The following is an 18,615-nucleotide window of genomic DNA, read 5'->3' as shown; positions in this document are numbered from 1 at the left end:
TTTTATTTTTAGTTACCGTTATTCCGCATTTAAAAAATGACGGCTCGATTGTTGATGCTCAATCACATCATCCTGTGTACGATCTTTTAAGTTCACTCCTGTTAGTTTTAATTTTTTTGCCTCACGTAATAAATAAACTGCACGCCTTGCAGCCTCACAGTAAGGCAAGCCCGCAGGGCGAATATTTGAAATACAATTGCGACAGGCATCGTTAAGACCTGTTTTAGGTGCCCAAGTTAGATATAAACCAAGGCTATCGGGCGAGCTAAGCCCTGGTCGCTCACCAATTAACACCATGACTACTTGTGTATTTAAAAGCTCTCCAATGTCGTCACCAATCGCCACCCGACCTTGCTCAACCACACTAAAAGGCGCAATGTTTAACTCACTGTTACCACCTAGCTGCGCTAATAATTCATTAATAAAAGGATAAGCATTTTTTTGCACCGCTAGCGACGATAAGCCATCAACCACAACGATGGCTAAATCATATTTTGCAGCCGTGTTTTGCTGCCCAGCGGTGAAATTAAGTAGGGTTTGTCGGCCGTTTTCATCTAACCTGCGTCCTAAATCGGGGCGTTGTAAATACGTCATTCGGTCAACAGCCTGGCTATGTAAGCGCAAAGGAGCAGCCAGCTGTTTCTCAGCACTGAGTTTGCTAAGCTGTTCGGTTATTGCATTAATATCGAGCGGAAAGTTCACCGCATCACGCGCTTGTGCATGGGATAATTGAAACGCCAGCATTTCACTGGTCGGTAAGCTTATTCCTGCGCGGCCAAGGCCAATCCGTGCATCAGTAAAACGGCGTAAATCGCGCCATGGGTTATGCACCACGTTGCCATTATTTTTATGTGTATTATCGCTGTTGTTTGTAACAGACGTTGCGTTAAAATTTGATTTCATACTCAGCCCCCTTTAATCGCATTCAGTGGTTTAGCAAAAGCGGCAGGTAACGTATCAGATAAAATAATATCGTGACTGTTGCGCATAATATTCATATCAGTAAGCCACTTTTCAAACTCTGGCGCGGGGCGTGCGCCCAGTACTCGGCGCACATATAACGCATCATGAAATGAGGTGGTTTGGTAATTAAGCATAATGTCATCAGAGCCCGGAATGCCCATCACAAACGAGCACCCTGCGACCCCAAGTAGCGTAAGTAAGTTATCCATATCATTTTGGTCGGCCTCGGCATGATTGGTGTAACACACGTCGCAGCCCATCGGAATACCCAATAACTTGGCACAAAAATGATCTTCAAGCCCTGCGCGAGTAATTTCTTTACCATCAAACAAATATTCAGGACCAATAAAGCCCACCACGGTATTAACTAGTAGCGGATTAAATTTTCGTGCAACGGCATAAGCACGGGTTTCGCAGGTTTGTTGATCAAGCCCATGATGTGCGTTAGCCGAAAGCGAACTGCCCTGCCCCGTTTCAAAATACATCACATTATCGCCTACAGTTCCGCGCTTTAAACTCAGTGCGGCATCTTGTGCCTCAGCTAAGGTATTTAAATTAAAACCAAAGCTCGAGTTGGTTGCTTCTGTTCCACCAATAGACTGAAACACTAAATCAACCGGCGCTCCCGCTTCAATGCATTCAATCGTATTAGTAACATGAGTAAGGACGCAGCTTTGGGTAGGAATTTCATATTTTTGAATCACCTCATCCATCAATGTCATCAACTTAATGGCCTGCGCTACGTTATCGGTTGCAGGGTTTATACCTATTACCGCATCACCATTACCGTACAAAAGCCCATCTAAAATACAGGCGGCAATACCGTTAATATCATCCGTAGGGTGGTTAGGTTGCAATCGCGTGGATAAGTGCCCTGGTAAGCCAATGGTATTTCTAAACGCACTGGTTACATGGCATTTTTTAGCAATTAAAATAAGATCCTGATTTCGCATTATTTTGCTTACAGCCGCAGCCATTTCAGGGGTGATCCCTTGCCTAACACTTGCCAACACAGCGGGAGTTGCAAAGTCACTTAATAACCAGTTACGAAAATCGCCTACGGTTAAATGAGCAATCGCCATAAATGCATTGGTGTCGTGATCGTCCATAATTAAGCGGGTTATCTCATCGTCTTCATAGGCAATCAGCGCCTCATTTAAAAACGTTTTAAGCGGAATATCTGCCAGTGTCATTTGCGCCACAGCTCGCTCTTGTGCTGAGCCTGCTATCACTCCTGCAAGACGATCGCCCGATCGCCCAGGGGTAGCCTTTGCCATTACTTCAGCCAAGTTTTTAAAATTGTACACCTGCGTGCCTAACGTATATCGGTACCTTTGCCCCATGATCTACTCCACATAACAACTAGTTCAAACCTTGGTACAGGTTTTGCTGACCTATAAGCTATAAATCAATTTTGTTTAGTTTCAAGAGAGCTTAATTCGTACCAAGACACTATCGAATTTTGGCAAATCATCATTTTTAGCTTTATTTCATATAGTTAACTATAGTTACTGGTGGTAACTTAATCTTAATAAAAATAAAAAAGCAAAGAGTAATTCCATTATGACGCAGCAAGATTTAGCTAGCGCACCACAAAAGAGCATGGTGCATACCCAAGATATAGATGAGCAAGCGAATAACCTAACGCAGTGGCAGCAAAAATATGATCAGCTCAGTGAAGGGCGATTTTTTGGGCGTATAGAAAGCGTGGATTATTCTAATATTCATGCATTTGAAGAATACACAGAGCGTGCTCTTCACCAACAATGTGCAATAGCGCCGCAATCTATTTGGCTTGGGATCCCAAAGCAGTCTCAGCAGAGCAAAATTAATGGCTTAAATGTGGCAAGTAATCAATTTATGTGTCGAACCAGTGAGAGTAACTTTGAGCTTATTACACCTGAGCAGTTTAATATTTATGGTTTAGTAATAGACACGCAATCGTTAGAACATATGGCTCATATACAAGGGATATACTTAAAAAATATAACCTCTTCAGGTACTGAGCGACATACAACAAGCAACGCCATGTTAAAAAGTGCCCGGGGTATAATAAACAGTATGGTTAGCAGTAACGCTTTTGGCCTAAGTGCCGATTTACAGCAAGACATGCTTAATATGTTGGCATTACATTTACTAAACGAACAGACTCCGTGTCAACGTATCGCTCCCAGTTATAAACACCGAAAAGCGGTGGTTGATAAAGTTAAAGAGTATGTAAATGCAAACCCACAAAGTAGCGTGACCATTACTCAGCTATGTGAGCTCACTTTTGTTAGCAGGCGCACGCTACAATACAGTTTTGAAAGTATTTTAGGGATTAATCCGCTGCGATTTTTACGTTTAACCCGATTAAATAATGTCAGAAGAGAACTAAAATTAGCAAAACAAGATAAGCCAATTTCTGTCATCGCAGCCAATTGGGGATTTTGGCATGCAGGGCAATTTACTAAAGATTACACCCAATTATTTGGTGAAAACCCTTCGCAAACACTAAGCAACCATGCTTCTTATTTGGCGAATTCTAAATCGATAATACATGGATAACGAGGATACGGATTTCGGGTGGCGAGCTACGAGCTGCGGGAGGCGCTGCGCTGAAAGAATAGATTTAAGGGCTGATATGACTAGGTGCTAGACTGTTTGCACAAGCTCGCTACTCGTCACTCGAGGCCCGTTGCCTTCTCATTTACTCCTCACTCACTTCTCATTTTGCAAACATGTTTTAAGTGATTTATTCACAAAGAGGTTATGAGACGCTGCGCTGAAAGAGAAGGCTAAAGGCGCTAGGTTCTAGGGAAGTAACTAGGCGCTAGGTTGTGTTCGCTGCTCGTGACTCGTAGCCCGAAGCCCGAAGCCCGCCTTATTTCAGCAAACACTTAGCTAACTCGCAACAAAAGCCCTATTTGATCGGTGCTATTTAAGCCGCGATTAAATAGGACTCTTGTCCTGCATGTTTGTTACTGCGTTTAAACGAGCCTTTGCCTTTTTTGGCTTTAACCACTTGCGGTTTAAATACTTTAGAAGTCACCAGTGCTGCCAATGCGTTGTGTTTTATCACGCCGCGCCCAGTGTCTACTGCGGATTTGTTACCCGCTTTTGTTTTGCTTTTTTTCGCCATTTATTTTTTCCTATTAATAAAATGAGTATAACGAGGGATATATATCCCACAGTGTTATTGATGGCGATTGTATGCTTAATTTTCAAGCATGCAATCATTTTTAATGCTGTTTTAAATATATATTTTAGCCATAAAAAAAGCGCCGTTATAAACGGCGCCTTTGCTGGTTTAACTTAACCTAAAAATTAAAAACTAAAGCTTACTTTTGCGTAGTAAGTGCGACCATCAAAGCCATAGGGTACGGCTCGTAACGGATATTTAAATGCCCCATTTGAAATAGCGTTTAATACTTCATCATCGCCTAATTCATCCGGTGTTTCATCAAATACATTGTCTGCACCTACCGATAGAGCAAACATATCGTTAATTTGATAACTTACATTTAAATCCACTAATACGGCTGATTCTACCGTACTGGTTGCTTTAAATGAGCCATCTGTTGCAAGTTCAATATGGTCATTACCAAAGTACTTCACATCGGTTTCGCCAAAGTAATTAAAGCGGATCATTGAGCTATACGCGTCACGCTCATAATCAAACGTTAACGTTGCACGTTCGCCCGGCTGCCCATCAGTTAAAAAACTACTTTGAATATCATCAAGTGCTACATTTTCAGGAATACCCGGTGCTGCATTAACACTGTCAATTTTAGTTTCGTTTAAATTACCGGCAAACGTAGCAGAGAAATTACCCTCATATAAATCGGTGCGATAGGACGCAATAATGTCAACACCCTGCGTTGTCGAATTCACTGAGTTTGAAAAGTAATTCGCTTGTACTGCACCCGTTGCCTGTAGCGCGGCAACTGCATCAGGACTAAATGCCACATCATCAGCCGATAACAAGCTGCCCAGTGTAATACGGTCTTCAATTTCTACACGGTAAAAATCCACCGTTAACGATAAATCACTGGTCACATCATAAACAAAGCCCGCACTGTAGTTCGTTGATGTTTCAAGCTTTAAGTTATTAACGCCTAATGCAGCTGGAAATGCTGAGCCCGTTGTTGCTGTAAACGACTGGCTTAATGTGCCGTCAGAACCTAAGTTAGTGGTAAACGCAGTGTAACCGCTTTGCTGTAATGATGGCGCTCTAAAACCCGTTGATAACGCACCACGTACTGCAAAATCATCATTAAATTCATAACGCGTGGCTACTTTACCAATTATGTCGTCACCCGCATTAGAGAAATCTTCGTAACGAAGTGCACCGCTAACATTCCACGCATCGGTAACCATGGTTTCTGCGTCAATATAAACGGCGTAGCTATCGCGATCACTTTTATTTGATGCTTCAGGGCGAAGGCCGTTGTAAGCTTGAAAACCACATTGTGCAAATTGATTCGGATCGTTCACTGATGGGTATGAAGTATCTGTGTTAGCAGTGCCACACGCGTATGAGGCTTCTTCACCGGGTACAATTTCATAGTTTTCTTTACGGTATTCAGCACCAATTGACACGTACACAGGCTCACTGCGGCCAATATCAACAATCCCGTTCACATCCGCGTTGAATGTTGTTTGGTCAAACCTAAAGCCACCCGAATACCCCTCAGTTGGCCCTGCATTTGCAGCAATATCGGCATCACTTGCACCTGGGTTATTAAATAAGTACTCAGCAGCATAAGAGGCATTTAATGTATTGCGTGAGGTAAAGTCGTATTGGTTTTCACCATATACCGCCGATACATCGTAATTCCAATCAGGGTTAATATCGCCTCTAAAACCAATTGAAACAGAGATATCCTGTGCTTCATTGTCTATTTGCGGTAAAAATCCATCGCTATAAACTTGGATCACGTTTTTAGATGCTTCATTAAAGTTACGATAAAAGCCGTTACCTAGTGCAGTACGCTCAGAATAGCCACCAAATGAGTAAAGCTCGCCCTCACTCATTGGCAATGCCATATTGTAAAATACCGAAGTAAATTCACTCTCTGCATTACCTTGTCCCCAACGAACTTCGTCCGATAAAGTACCTGGTGCGACATTAAGTGAACCTCCAGTATCTCGCTCGGCACGATTGGTTTTATCTGCATCGCGATACTCAAGCGATAAATTAATAAAACCACCTTCGTTGCCTAGTTCAAAACCACGATTTAAACCTGCAGAAATTGTTTCCCCATCGCCTTCTGCCGTTTCACCGTATTGCACATAACCTGTGGTTAAATCTGTTGAGTTATTAAGTGATAAATTGATAACCCCCGCAATCGCATCTGAGCCGTACTGCGCCGCCGCACCATCACGTAAAACCTCAACCCCTTTTAAGGCAATAAGCGGGATCGCATTCATATCAGTCCCCGCAGAGCCACCGCCCACGGTACTAGTTAAACCAAAAATAGATTGATTATGGCGGCGCTTACCGTTGACTAAAACCAGCGTTTGATCTGGCTGTAAACCGCGTAATGTTGCTGGGCGAAATAAATCGGAACCGTCAGAAACTTGTGTACGAGAAAAGTTAAACGATGGCGCTGTCGCTTGTAAGCTTTGCCCAAGCTCGGTAAAGCCGCCTTTGTTTAAATCATCCGCGTCAATTAAATCAATAGGTGATGACGACTCTGTTGCTGTTCGGTTAGAAACTCGCGACCCTAACACAGATATTTGTTCGATATTTTTTTCAGCTTTAGCAGGCGCTTCTTGTGCATTAACCATACTTGGCGCACTGAAAGCAAAAGCAACCGCTACAGCCAAGGTGTTTAAACGATATGTTGACATAATGATGACCCTGTTTTGTGTATTCTTATAATGTGTGTGGGGTATATTCCTGTATCCCATTGCCAACATCCTAGCAACATACACAAACAAAAAGAAACAAAAAATTTGATAAAATTAGCATAAGAATGCAAATAACTTTAAAAACAGGAAAATAACACCTATAAAAGCTCAAAATACAACCAAAGTAGCAATTTAATATCACACCGCCCAAAGTTAATACAATGTTAATATTGAGGTTTTATTCATAATTAGTGAAAATAACGGTTTTGTATATTTTTTACTCTGAAATGAGCAAAAAATACACTCCAAATGAGGTTTTATGCGGTTTTTATAAGACTAAAGTAGATACTAAAGGTAAGAAAGGGTACTCAGAAAAAACTATACATAGGTAGTTATGTAGTACTGTCCATTTTTAAACAATATTTTATACAGGCCTATTTAAGAGGTATAACTATGCCAATCAAATTCACTAATTAGATGGCAAAGTATAGGGTCTACACCTTTTGAGTCACAGTATGCGCGTAACTGCATGGGGGAGTGTTTATCAAAAAGAATTTGCCTAACAATAAATAACGTATGATTAAGCGGAATTAACTCATTATCATCAGTGGCGGCTAAATCATGGCAACTCATTAATAAGCTACACATTTTCGTGTCGTATCCCCATAACTTTAAAACATAGGCCGAAATAAAGTTAGAACTAGCATATTCTTCACTCACGGCTTTTTCATGCTCAAAAGACGCTTCACTTTCCCCTTGAGACAGCAAAATAATTTTGCCAACAAAACTCAATAATGCCACTGAAAATAATAGTTCTTGATCATGTAAGTTAAAACCTGCCTGCTTAGCAAAACGCTTAACACAACTAGCGTAATTCGCCGCTATATCCAATTGTTTCTCATGGATAGCCGAAGGAATAGACGATTCAAAATTTTTGGCAACTAATAAAGAAGTGGTGATAGCCATTAATATCGTTGTTCCGAGCCTCGACACAGCTTCATCAATTGACGATGTTGGCCTTACAAACCCAAGATAAGATGAGTTTGCAAGTTGCAACAATTTAGCAGTTATTATTGGCTCTTGAGAAACAACATGGGCAATGTCGTGTAAATCAAATTCATCGCTTTGTACTAACTCCCTGAGTTCTTTCAAAATAAGAGGATAAACAGGAAAGCTGATCATAGCCCCTAACTGCCTGCGCACATTAAAAGCAAAGGGTAACGACTTTAACGCCGCCACATTGTTAAAAAGTGCGGTTATGTCTGCCTCATTAAACGGTTTAGCAAGATAAGCATGCACAACATTAGGCTGTCGCATCATGGTACTCAGTGTCATATCGCCAGTAAGTAATGCCCTCACTGGGTAAGGGTTTTGCGACGAGCATTGCTCTAAAACATCCAAACCATTCATTTGCGGCATTAAATAATCACTTAATACTAAATCTAGGTCTTGCTTAGTGTTTAGTAGTTGCCAAAATTCATCAATATCAGAGGTTGTCATTATATCAACCTCTGGAAAGGCTCGATGAATAGTTCTTTGTAATACTTTTAATAAAAAAGCATCGTCATCTAGTATGACTACCGCTATTGAACTCATTGCGCACCTTGAGAATTGAAATGGCTTAAGTAATTACAAAAATCATCCTGCTCTAAAGGCTCACTATAGTAATAGCCTTGTATGTAGTCACACCCTAACTTTTTAATTAATTCACATTGATAGGCTGTTTCTACCCCCTCAGCAACAACTTTAAGATTTAGATCATGTGACATACGCGTAATATTACGAATCATACTTTGCATCGCTAAAGACGACTCTATATCAGCAATAAGGGCTCTATCTAGTTTAACACCATCTACTGGCAGCTTAGAAAGGTAGCCAAGTGATGAGTAACCTACACCAAAGTCATCAATCAATAACTTAAACCCCAACGTTCTTAATTTTATTAACTGTTGTTCGCAAATAGCAAAATCTTCTATTAAATAGGTTTCTGTTAACTCAAAAACCAACTGTGATGACTCTAAATTATTGCGACTTAAACACTCGAGCATAAAGTCAATCCAATCGGGATCATCTTTTAATTGTCTAGCAGATAAGTTAATTGCCAATACACGCACGCCTGTATTGTTTTCTGTCCAATATTTTAACGTTTTACAACTTTGAGAAATAACCCAGCGTCCTATTGATATAATTTGGCCATCACATTCAGCAATCGGGATAAAATGAGCTGGCGGTACCCAGCCATGTTTACTCGGCTCATACCAGCGAATAAGCGTCTCAGCAATCAATATTTGCCCTGTTTTAGTGTCTACTTTTGGCTGAAAACGCAACGACAGTTCATCATTACTTACCGCTGTTAATAATAAACGGCTTAACTCAAAGTTCTTTTTATAATCGGCTACCAGCTGAGGATCAAACCGAGAGCAAATACGCTGTTGTTCACTTACTTGGTAATTCATCGTCAACTGCATTTGATTAACGAGTTCTTTTCCTTCCAAACTATCCTCAGGAAACAACCCATACACGCCATAAAGCTGCACATGGGCATCGTTATATTTACTAGGGAGTAGTTTTTTCAGATCATTCATCGCCTTATTTAAATCGGTTAAAATTTCACTATCAGATTTAATTTCAGGAACAAATAATACAAACCGATCGGCGCTCTTATGAAGAACTTTCACCGGTTGCTTTGATACGCCTTTTAGCACCTCCAAAACCAATTTTATAAGGTGGCTGCCATCTTCTGCGCCTAACAGATCATTGATTAATTGAAACTGCGCAATACCTATATAAACGAGGGCATAACATTCTTTATTCGCTTCACACAGGGCTAAATGATGATAAAAATCAGACTCGTTAGTCACCACTGATGGTGTTCTGGTAAGTTGAAAAATATTACTCATACTATTTGAGTTAATTGATAACTTTAAAAGCTGGCAAAAACCGTCATGTAAACAACGCTCAATCATAACTTCTTCGCTTTTAGCTAGATCAGAAGTGCAAGCATAATTAATAAAAAGTGTACTGCTTTGCTTATCAACAAACGACTGACTTACCGCTTTGTTTTGAGCTGTATCTAAATTGGCGAGGTGTTTGTTTTCGTATAAATGAATATCTGAAATGATTTCAGCGGCAGGTGCATTAAAACGATTAATAATGCCGTCATTATCTATTTCTATTAATGCCGACATACTGCCCATTAATAACTGATCTCTTACTCTTTTAGCTCGGCGCTGTTCATATTTTACTTTCGCCTCGCTAATGTTTTCAAGTAGCTCACTATCAACCCATGGCTTTTCTAAAAAACGAAATACCAATCCCTGATTTAATAACTCAACCACAGACTTAAAATCAGCATACCCGCTGAGCACTAAATTTACGCAATCGGGCCAATTAATTTTAACTTGGCGTAATAAATCAGCGCCGTTCATTTCTGGCATTCTAAAGTCAGTAATGATTATCTCAACTTGATTAGCCGCTAATATTTCAAGTGCCTCAAAACCACTGGATGCCGTCATTACATCATAACCTGAACGAACAAGTACTCGTTTTAAAGATTTCAATACATTGAGTTCATCGTCTACCAATAAAATTCGCAAAGCCACTATTTATACCTCAAATGAGTTTTACTTGTGCCTAGTAAATTGTTCACACAGCTCATCCATGTATCGTTACTTAATGATTTAAATAAATTCACATCAGCATGTTGTGCCTAAACACATAAGCAATAAAGTTATTTACTCGTAGCTATAATTACCTCGCTCAGCTAATGAGTGCCCTTTTAGGCCTCCTACATTGATCCAGTGTTTCTATACACTGATGAGGATATAAGTAATTAGCAACCTTATTCAGCTTTACCGGGGCTGAAAATGTCAATATTATTAGCTTGATTTTAACGCAACGCTAACATAAATTTAAACGCAGCACGACAAATAAAACTCGTGGGCAAAGGTGATATCGACTAATAATTAGCAGCTAAATTCATTCTATTTAATATATAGTCTAGAATAAATTCTAAGCGATTATTAATAATTAAAACATCCACGGTTGTGGCTATTGTTATTACCAAGGGGCATCTATGTTCGCCATTGATACTTTTCACACTCACGGCAGCGATATAGATAAATTTATCCAACCTGTTAGTCAGTTTACGAACAACAGCCCAGATTTACTGCTTGGGTTTGCTACAACCGATACCATTAAATACCTTTTTAATAACCAGCCAGGCTTTTTAAAAAACACTCACAATTGTTTAATCATCTCTTCGTGTCTTGGGTCATCAACCGACCAAACCCTATCATTAAATGAGCAAAGTATTAGTTTATTTTCGATTAAAGACTCAAATGGGCATTATGGTGTTGCTAGTTGTAATGCAACCGATAACCTAAGAGAAAATGCCGCTCAAACTGTACTTAAAGCCATTGCTAATGCAGGCCAAGCAGGCCTCGCCCCAAAAATGGTCTGGTGCTTTCAAGTCCCAGGTAATGAGGAGCTGGTTTTGCAGGGAATTCAAGATGCTATCGGGCAGCGTATACCTGTTTTTGGAGGAAGTTGCGCCGACAACGATATTTCTGCCAAGTGGTGTTTTAGCGATACTGAAAATGTATACCAACAAGGCTTTATTATTGCGGTGTTATACCCCAGTGTAGAAACATTCGGCTTTTATAGTTCAGGCTACGATAAAACTGACCAGCAAGGTACAGTGACAGACGTGGATGGTCGTTTATTAAAAACAATTGATAACCAGCCCGCGTTTGATGTTTATAATCAGTGGCGAAAAAACATAGGTTTAAACGCCTTAACTTCAGGAAATATCCTTGCTCAATCAACAATGACCCCATTGGCAAGCGCCCTTTCTTTAAATGATGAAATCCCTCGATTACTGTTAAGTCATCCAGCGGTAGCTGAAAATGGCACGCTAGAATTATTTTCAAATTTAAGCGTTGGCGATACTATTTATTTAGCTTCGGGAAGCCCAGAGCAACTAATTAAACGAGGTGATATGGTTGTCACCTCATTAACTAAATTGGCAGAACTCCATGCCATAAAAAATATTACCGGCGCTATTATTATTTTTTGCGGAGGCTGTATGCTGTCAATTAAAGACGCCATGCAAGAAGTAAAAGAGTCTATTGCAGCACAACTACCCAACACCCCATTTATTATGGGCTTTACTTTTGGGGAGCTCGGCACATTCAGCGATTCAACAAGTAAACATGGTAATTTAATGATTTCATGCGAAATCTTTGGTGGCCCTGAATGAGTAGCAATGAAATACTGTTAGAAAAGCTACACTTATTACAAGTTCATAATTTAGCACTTGAAGAAAACCGTGCCTTTAATAGCCTGATCTTAAATGGCTTAGATGCCATTTTAAAGAACGACAAAACTGAAACCTTACTCACTGAGTTTTTTGATATTTTGCAGCAAGCCATTGCTTTTTCTGCGGCTATTTTAATTAAAATAAACCCCAGCAATGAAACCACGACGTTAATTACAGCATCGCACCCACAAAGTGATGAAATAATTACCCAACTCAAAGCACTAAATAAACCCAATAGAGACATTAAAAATGTATTTAACTTACACCAACTTCCTGATTGGCAAGTAACTGATCCTTTTTGGCATTCGCAGCATGCAATGCTCACCACCCCAGTAAGTACCAGTACAGAAAGCTACCAGCTCTATATTTTTTCAGAAACAATTGGCGCATTTAATCAGCACGATATTACTTTAATGCAACGCTTTGTCAGCTTTGCAGGGAATACAATTTCACAATTTGAAAAACGAAATTTACTTGTTAAACAAAAAGAAATGGAAGAAAAACAAAGTAACATTGAACAAGTGTTAATCAACTCTGAAAAAATGGCTTCGTTAGGGCAAATGGCGGCAGGCGTTGCACACGAAATAAACAACCCTTTAAGCTACATTGTCAGTAATATCCAAAATTTGGCTTACAACCTTGAGCAATTTAGTCATTTAATTAACGCACTCAAAGCTGAAAAAGCCATAGCGCAGCAACCATTAGCAGATACGCTGCAACATTATCAATTTGATGAATTAGAAACAGACTCAAGCGATATCATTGCTGAAATGACTGAAGGGGCTGATCGTGTTAAGGAGATTGTTCAAGGATTAAGGCAATTTGCTCATCCGGATCAAACCCAAATTGGCGATATTGATATAACCGAGCTCATTGATAATACATTACGTGTTGCTTGGAATGAAATTAAATACAACGCCAACGTTGAAAAACACTACGACACAGAACCCGTTATCATCACAGGACGTTCGACCCAGCTCTCTCAGGTATTTTTAAATTTATTTTTTAACGCCGCTCAAGCCATTTGCGACAAAGTCGGTGTCATCAGTATTACCACTAAAGCCGATAAAAAAAATGCCTATATAACTATTGCCGATAATGGCAGTGGAATTGATGAGGACAAATTAAATAAAATTTTTGACCCTTTCTATACTACAAAACCAATAGGCCAAGGCACAGGGTTAGGGCTAGCTATAAGTAAAGCAATTATAGAGCAACATAGTGGCCAAATTCGAGTTGAAAGCCAGTTAAACCAAGGCACTGCTTTTTATATTACGTTACCTAAAAAGCCCACATTAACTGACGACGTACTGACCATATTACATGCCAACAAACAAATTGAGTAAGCTATGTCACACTCTCGATTTTGCTTAGATTCGATTTTATTTAAATAAGTACTCATCTAAATTACAGAGAATTACAGTAAAAATAGATGCAAACTACAACACAGCGTTACCTTATTTAATCCTAACAACAATGATTTGCGTATTGTTCAAATAGTATACTTGGAAACGGCTTAAATAAATCAGTTGTTTACAACCAAAGCTTAGACTAAATTTAGCTATAAAACTCACTATCTTATTGGTAAAAAAATGACGGACATTGATGTATTAGAGCAATTAAATGAACAGCCGCCGAGCATTTTATGCCTGGATGATGAGGCTAATGTACTCAAATCTTTAGTACGACTTTTACGCCAGTATAAATTTGATGTGAGTGTTTCAACCAGTGGCCATGATGCACTTGAAAAAATGCAAAAAAAACAGTTTGATGTCGTAATTAGCGACATGCGTATGCCACTAATGAGCGGTGCTGAGTTTTTAGCTAAAGCAAGAAAAGTTGCCCCCGATAGCCAGCGTATTTTGTTAACTGGTTTTTCTGATTTAGAGTCAACAATTAGTGCTGTTAATGAAGGAGGCATTCACGCCTACGTGCAAAAGCCTTGGCAAAACGATCACTTAATTAGCGTTATCCAATCAGGCGTCGAAAAGTTTAGACTCAAAAAGCAAAATGAGATTTTACAGCGCCATGTAAATCAGCAAAATGAACAATTAAAAGAGCTGAATACTAACCTAGAGCAACTCGTCGAAAAGCGGACAAAACAAATTAGAAGCGTATTAAAAAAACTTGAAGTCGCTAATGAAAGTGAAAAACGAGAGCACCAATCTACTGTTGAACTGCTTTATAATTTTATCAATGCGAATCCTTATCTCGATGGTAAAAGAGCAGAAAATATAGCCGGTACATGTACTCAAATAGCGCGTTACCTTAACGTATCGCAAAAAAGCATTGAACTTGCGCCTATTGCGGGGTATTTGGCTCAAATTGGTTTACTTGCTATGGACCCTGAGCTTTACAACAAACCCATTAACGAGCTTAATGAAGTTCAAAGAAAAACGTTTTACACCCACCCAAGTATTTCACAATTAATGCTCATGCCTGCGACTCATTTAAGCGATGTGTCTGATGCAATTTACCACCAATTCGAACGCTACAATGGCCAAGGTATTCCCAAAGGACTTGCTAAAAACGATATTCCCATTGGTGCTATGGTGCTCAGTGTTGCTCGTGACTATTGGGAGGGTTACGAGCAAAGTGAGCCGCTACTGACAACAAAACAACGCCATCAATTTGCGCTCAATAGTATTAAATCAAACAGTGGCAGCTTATATCATCCGCGTATTGTCGATGCACTTGAAGCCAGCCACGCTAAACTCATTACCTCTGACAGCTCTATTGGTTCAATAAAGGTGATGAGCGCACAAGAACTCGAAGAAAATATGATATTGGCAAACTCACTGCACAGCCATACAGGTATTATGCTTTTGCCTAAAGGACATATTTTCAATACGAAATCGATTGTTAAGCTACAACAACTCGAAGCTAAAAAGCCGACCCCATTTAGAATTATGGTTAAAATGGCTAAATGATTGATCTAAAATACTCTTTTATTCGTTATACTAAGCCTAAATAGATACCTCTAAATCCATTGCTTGAAGGAGCACAACGTGTCGCGATTTTCTGCCGTTACCGACAATCCCCACGACGGGCGTTTTAACCAAAAAACGGGAATACTTCTGACCAACTTAGGTAGCCCCGATGCCCCAACAGCAAGTGCATTGCGTATTTACTTACGTGAGTTTTTGTCAGACCCTCGTATCGTAGAAATACCGCGTATTGTGTGGATGCTTATTCTGCATGGCATCATTTTGCGTATACGCCCAAAGCGCTCAGCTAAATTGTATAAAAGCATATGGACTGAAAATGGCTCGCCACTGACCCACATTACACGCCAACAAAGCATTAAATTAAATGCCTTATTAAAACAGCACGGCTATACCAACACCGAAGTGGTTATGGCGATGCGCTATGGTAATCCATCAATCGAAGCGGGCCTTGAAGAGCTCAGAGATAAAGGCTTAACCCGCATTATTGTGTTACCACTTTACCCACAATATTCAAGTCCAACCACAGGCTCAACATTTGATGCCGTGGCAAATGTATTAAAAAAATGGCGCTGGGTGCCTGAGCTACACTTTGTAAATGGGTATCACAAAAACCCAACCTACCTAGAGTCGCTTGCTAACAGCATTAGCGAAGATTTAGAAAAACACGGCATGCCACAAAAAATGGTGTTTTCGTATCACGGCATGCCTAAACAGTTTTTAGATAATGGCGACCCCTATCACTGCCTATGCCAACAAACCACCCGTTTAGTGGTAGAAAAGCTAGGCCTAGATAAAAACAAAGTGATCACCACTTTCCAAAGCCGTTTTGGTAAAGCTGAATGGTTAAAACCTTACACAGATGCAACTCTTGAGAGCTTACCTGGCGAAGGAATTAAAGATGTGGCTATTATCAGCCCTGCCTTTAGCGCCGACTGCCTAGAAACACTTGAAGAATTAGAAGGTGAAAACCGAGAGATTTTTGAAGAAGCCGGCGGCGAAAAATACCGTTATATAGCAGCGCTTAACGACCGTGACGATCACATAGACGCCATGTTTGATGTGTTAAAACCAATGCTATAAAAACGGGAAGAGCAGCGGTTAGGTTTTAGCTGTCAGCGATCAGCAAGAGATCAGCTAAGTGCGGTGATCGACTGTAGGCGTGAGTTTACCTCGCGCGCACAGTACCAAACCCGTTGCTCGACACCCGATCCCCGCACCTAACACCTAAAATCTGCTCTTAGCTCTTACGTGTCACCATTAACGTGAGTGCCCCTGCTATTATCCCCCAGCATGCAGAGCCGACTGACCATAATGTTAAATCAGAAGCCGTAACTAAAAAGGTAATAATGGCCGCCTCAGTATATTCGGGGCTGTGCAAAGATTGCTGCAAACTATTAGCGATGGTGCCAAACAGTGCAATACCCGCTAACGCCAATACCAGTGCCTGCGGCAGGCTTGCTACAATCGCCACTAACATTGCGGCACACAGCGCCATAATAATGTAAAACACCCCACCAGCAATACTCGCCCAGTAGCGTTTATCGGGGTTTTTATCGGCCTCTTCGCTCATACAAATAGCAGCCGTAATGGCCGCTAAATTAATTGAATAAGTGCCAAATGGCGCGGTTACTAAATTTATTAACCCGGTCACAGTTAATGACGATGATATTGGCGCTTTATAGTTATGCGCTTTTAAAATTGCAAACCCAGGTAAGTTTTGTGAAGTCATAGTTACTATATACAAAGGAATACTAATACTTATAAATGCCTGCAAACTAAAGTTTGGTGCAATATAAGCAAAGCTGCTTGCCTGCCAATGCACGGTGCTAGTATCGATATTTCCCATATACCAGGCTAAAAATATACCCGCTAACAATACACTTAGCATTGCAAACCGAGCAAAAAAGCGCTTGCCAATAAAGTACACCACCACCATTAAACAAATCACTAATGGCAAGTCGTTCATAAAGTTAAACACATCAATACCAAATGTGACTAATACCCCCGCTAACATAGCACAGGCCAGTTCACTGGGAATACGGTTCATGATTTTTTCAAACCAACCGGTAATGCCAGACACCAGCACCAATAAGGCTGATAGCATAAATGCGCCTATCGCTTCATGTAAACTGTAGCCCTGGGCACTTGAGATCAGTAATGCTGCACCGGTAGTCGACCATGCAATTAAAATGGGCACCTTATAATAAAACGACAGCACAATAGACGTACCGCCCATTACTAGCCCCAGCATTAATATCCAGCTTGCCACAAGTTCAGGTGTACCACCTAAGGTGATCACCACTTGATAAATCAATGCAATAGAACTTGAAAAACCAATAATGACCGCAACAAGTCCTGCCATAATTCGACTAAGTAACTGATCAGTCCCTGCCATAATTCCCTCTTTTAATAGGTGTTTAACGATACAACATACTTTGCCTATTTATACTTTGCAATTAGCCCTTTGAATAATGAAAAATGATCACGTTACTAAAAAATTTTATTGGTCAGTTTTACTTGTCAAAATCGGTGTGATTTAAAAAACACACACGTACCCAAAAACATGCCACAGGGTGCGCCATTACTACAAAAAAGCCATCCTATTAAACCAAAAAGGTATACCTAAAAAAGGTAAAGCAAATACTTACAATAAGTTATAAAAAAAGCAATTACCACTTTATGATTACAATTTAAATTTGATCTAATTCTTTTTTTAAGATAAAACTTAACAATTAGTTCACCATTTAACCTAAAAGAGAAACAGATGAAACGTTACATTGTTTTAACTATCGCTATTCCTTTGTCTGTATTTGCCTTGTATACGCTGCTTAATGATCAGAAAAAAACCGATGAGGTAGAAGCGCCCATTGCTATTGATATCGTTCCTGTTGATTCTGAGTTTGCAAAAAAAACACATAACCCATCGCCCATTGATATGAGTAAAGACCCTATTGCAGCAAAACCCGCTAACATTGAATCAAACGTACCTTCAAACTCATTTGACGCAATTAATAAACCTTCAGCAAAGGCTAAAGAAATACTTAAAGCGGCAAAAGTACTGCCAACCGATTTACAAAATGAAGCCTACATAGAATTTGATCTAGCGGCGCTAAAAACCCTCAAAACGGGTGATAATTTTGACCTTGCAATACCACAAACCGCAGAAACCTACAGCGCTGAAATAACCAATGTTACCCATGCCAGTAACGGCGATAAAAGCATTGTTGGTCAGGTTATTGGGGCCAATGGCGCAATGCACACCACCATATTAACCGTTGGCAATGATGCGGTTTACGGTCAATTTACAGCCCCAAGTGGTAATTATGTTTTTGAAAGTAAAGGTCAATATGGCTGGATTGCAGCTAAGCGTGACCTATATAAAACACATATAGAGCATCAGGTTGGTGAACCTGCACCAAAAAATGCGGATGACATAGACCCATTTGCACCTCGTGCTGAAAACACGCCCTCTTTTTAAACAAACCTGTCAACGCAGGCAACAAGACCTAGCAGTAAACACTGCAATCGTAAAAAGTAAGGAAATACAAC

Annotated in this window: 13 protein-coding genes; 6 read left to right on the top strand and 7 right to left on the bottom strand. The window is 40.1% G+C overall.

What is annotated here, in order from left to right; all coding sequences use genetic code 11:
• Positions 1 to 18: 18 nt before the first annotated feature.
• Together eutC and AAGD16_RS15620 are read right to left on the bottom strand one after the other, a co-directional pair.
• Entirely contained in the window at positions 19 to 903 is an 885-nt protein-coding gene (eutC, locus tag AAGD16_RS15625) for an ethanolamine ammonia-lyase subunit EutC (RefSeq protein ID WP_377114957.1), read from the bottom strand.
• A gap of 2 nt (positions 904 to 905) precedes the next feature.
• Positions 906 to 2,306 (bottom strand): ethanolamine ammonia-lyase subunit EutB, encoded by a 1,401-nt coding sequence (locus AAGD16_RS15620; protein ID WP_028834301.1) that lies wholly within the window; start codon positions 2,304 to 2,306, stop codon positions 906 to 908.
• Between the two features lie 220 nt (positions 2,307 to 2,526).
• Between AAGD16_RS15620 and AAGD16_RS15615 the strand changes: the two genes are divergently transcribed.
• The gene (locus AAGD16_RS15615) at positions 2,527 to 3,510 is read left to right on the top strand and encodes a helix-turn-helix domain-containing protein (RefSeq protein ID WP_377114954.1); all 984 of its coding nucleotides are present in this window, start codon (positions 2,527 to 2,529) and stop codon (positions 3,508 to 3,510) included.
• Between the two features lie 373 nt (positions 3,511 to 3,883).
• On the opposite strand, the gene arfA is transcribed toward AAGD16_RS15615, so the two are convergent.
• From arfA to AAGD16_RS15595, 4 genes are all read right to left on the bottom strand, one after another.
• Positions 3,884 to 4,084 carry an alternative ribosome rescue factor ArfA gene (arfA, locus tag AAGD16_RS15610; RefSeq protein WP_016899107.1) on the bottom strand — a complete coding sequence of 67 codons (201 nt, stop codon included), beginning with the start codon at positions 4,082 to 4,084 and terminating at the stop codon, positions 3,884 to 3,886.
• Between the two features lie 185 nt (positions 4,085 to 4,269).
• The gene (locus tag AAGD16_RS15605; RefSeq protein ID WP_377114950.1) at positions 4,270 to 6,798 is read right to left on the bottom strand and encodes a TonB-dependent receptor plug domain-containing protein; all 2,529 of its coding nucleotides are present in this window, start codon (positions 6,796 to 6,798) and stop codon (positions 4,270 to 4,272) included.
• Positions 6,799 to 7,236: 438 nt separating this feature from the next.
• Entirely contained in the window at positions 7,237 to 8,394 is a 1,158-nt protein-coding gene (locus AAGD16_RS15600; RefSeq protein ID WP_013462881.1) for an HDOD domain-containing protein, read from the bottom strand.
• On the bottom strand, positions 8,391 to 10,400 hold the full coding sequence (locus AAGD16_RS15595; RefSeq protein WP_377114946.1) for an EAL domain-containing protein: 2,010 nt from the start codon (positions 10,398 to 10,400) through the stop codon (positions 8,391 to 8,393). Before AAGD16_RS15595 ends, AAGD16_RS15600 begins: the two co-directional genes overlap by 4 nt.
• A 473-nt stretch (positions 10,401 to 10,873) precedes the next feature.
• Here AAGD16_RS15595 and AAGD16_RS15590 point away from each other — a divergent pair, with 473 nt between their 5' ends.
• The 4 genes from AAGD16_RS15590 to hemH all read left to right on the top strand — a co-directional run bounded on the left by AAGD16_RS15590 (position 10,874) and on the right by hemH (position 16,146).
• A complete protein-coding gene (locus AAGD16_RS15590) occupies positions 10,874 to 12,058 on the top strand; it encodes an FIST signal transduction protein (protein ID WP_090493532.1) in 1,185 nt (394 codons plus the stop codon).
• Positions 12,055 to 13,464 (top strand): sensor histidine kinase, encoded by a 1,410-nt coding sequence (locus AAGD16_RS15585; RefSeq protein WP_013462878.1) that lies wholly within the window; start codon positions 12,055 to 12,057, stop codon positions 13,462 to 13,464. The genes AAGD16_RS15590 and AAGD16_RS15585 overlap by 4 nt, the downstream gene beginning before the upstream one ends.
• A gap of 246 nt (positions 13,465 to 13,710) precedes the next feature.
• A complete protein-coding gene (locus AAGD16_RS15580) occupies positions 13,711 to 15,048 on the top strand; it encodes an HD domain-containing phosphohydrolase (RefSeq protein WP_215522149.1) in 1,338 nt (445 codons plus the stop codon).
• 78 nt (positions 15,049 to 15,126) lie between these two features.
• Entirely contained in the window at positions 15,127 to 16,146 is a 1,020-nt protein-coding gene (gene hemH / locus AAGD16_RS15575) for a ferrochelatase (RefSeq protein WP_013462876.1), read from the top strand.
• 157 nt (positions 16,147 to 16,303) lie between these two features.
• On the opposite strand, the gene AAGD16_RS15570 is transcribed toward hemH, so the two are convergent.
• On the bottom strand, positions 16,304 to 17,461 hold the full coding sequence (locus tag AAGD16_RS15570; RefSeq protein WP_128583680.1) for a benzoate/H(+) symporter BenE family transporter: 1,158 nt from the start codon (positions 17,459 to 17,461) through the stop codon (positions 16,304 to 16,306).
• 369 nt (positions 17,462 to 17,830) lie between these two features.
• On the opposite strand from AAGD16_RS15570, the gene AAGD16_RS15565 reads away from it, so the two are divergent.
• Positions 17,831 to 18,544, top strand: a complete 714-nt coding sequence (locus tag AAGD16_RS15565; protein ID WP_377114939.1) for a hypothetical protein — start codon at positions 17,831 to 17,833, stop codon at positions 18,542 to 18,544.
• Positions 18,545 to 18,615: the final 71 nt, after the last annotated feature.

This window comes from Pseudoalteromonas sp. M58 (assembly GCF_042604605.1).
GTDB lineage: Bacteria > Pseudomonadota > Gammaproteobacteria > Enterobacterales > Alteromonadaceae > Pseudoalteromonas > Pseudoalteromonas tetraodonis.
The sequence above is the reverse complement of the archived record's forward strand: the minus strand, read 5'-3'. Positions and strand labels throughout refer to the sequence as shown.

What these genes read in the sequence shown, in the direction of transcription:
- eutC (WP_377114957.1), bottom strand. Translation starts at nt 903, where the DNA reads ATGAAATCAAATTTTAACGCAACGTCTGTTACAAACAACAGCGATAAT.
- AAGD16_RS15620 (WP_028834301.1), bottom strand. Translation starts at nt 2,306, where the DNA reads ATGGGGCAAAGGTACCGATATACGTTAGGCACGCAGGTGTACAATTTT.
- AAGD16_RS15615 (WP_377114954.1), top strand. Translation starts at nt 2,527, where the DNA reads ATGACGCAGCAAGATTTAGCTAGCGCACCACAAAAGAGCATGGTGCAT.
- arfA (WP_016899107.1), bottom strand. Translation starts at nt 4,084, where the DNA reads ATGGCGAAAAAAAGCAAAACAAAAGCGGGTAACAAATCCGCAGTAGAC.
- AAGD16_RS15605 (WP_377114950.1), bottom strand. Translation starts at nt 6,798, where the DNA reads ATGTCAACATATCGTTTAAACACCTTGGCTGTAGCGGTTGCTTTTGCT.
- AAGD16_RS15600 (WP_013462881.1), bottom strand. Translation starts at nt 8,394, where the DNA reads ATGAGTTCAATAGCGGTAGTCATACTAGATGACGATGCTTTTTTATTA.
- AAGD16_RS15590 (WP_090493532.1), top strand. Translation starts at nt 10,874, where the DNA reads ATGTTCGCCATTGATACTTTTCACACTCACGGCAGCGATATAGATAAA.
- AAGD16_RS15585 (WP_013462878.1), top strand. Translation starts at nt 12,055, where the DNA reads ATGAGTAGCAATGAAATACTGTTAGAAAAGCTACACTTATTACAAGTT.
- AAGD16_RS15580 (WP_215522149.1), top strand. Translation starts at nt 13,711, where the DNA reads ATGACGGACATTGATGTATTAGAGCAATTAAATGAACAGCCGCCGAGC.
- AAGD16_RS15570 (WP_128583680.1), bottom strand. Translation starts at nt 17,461, where the DNA reads ATGGCAGGGACTGATCAGTTACTTAGTCGAATTATGGCAGGACTTGTT.
- AAGD16_RS15565 (WP_377114939.1), top strand. Translation starts at nt 17,831, where the DNA reads ATGAAACGTTACATTGTTTTAACTATCGCTATTCCTTTGTCTGTATTT.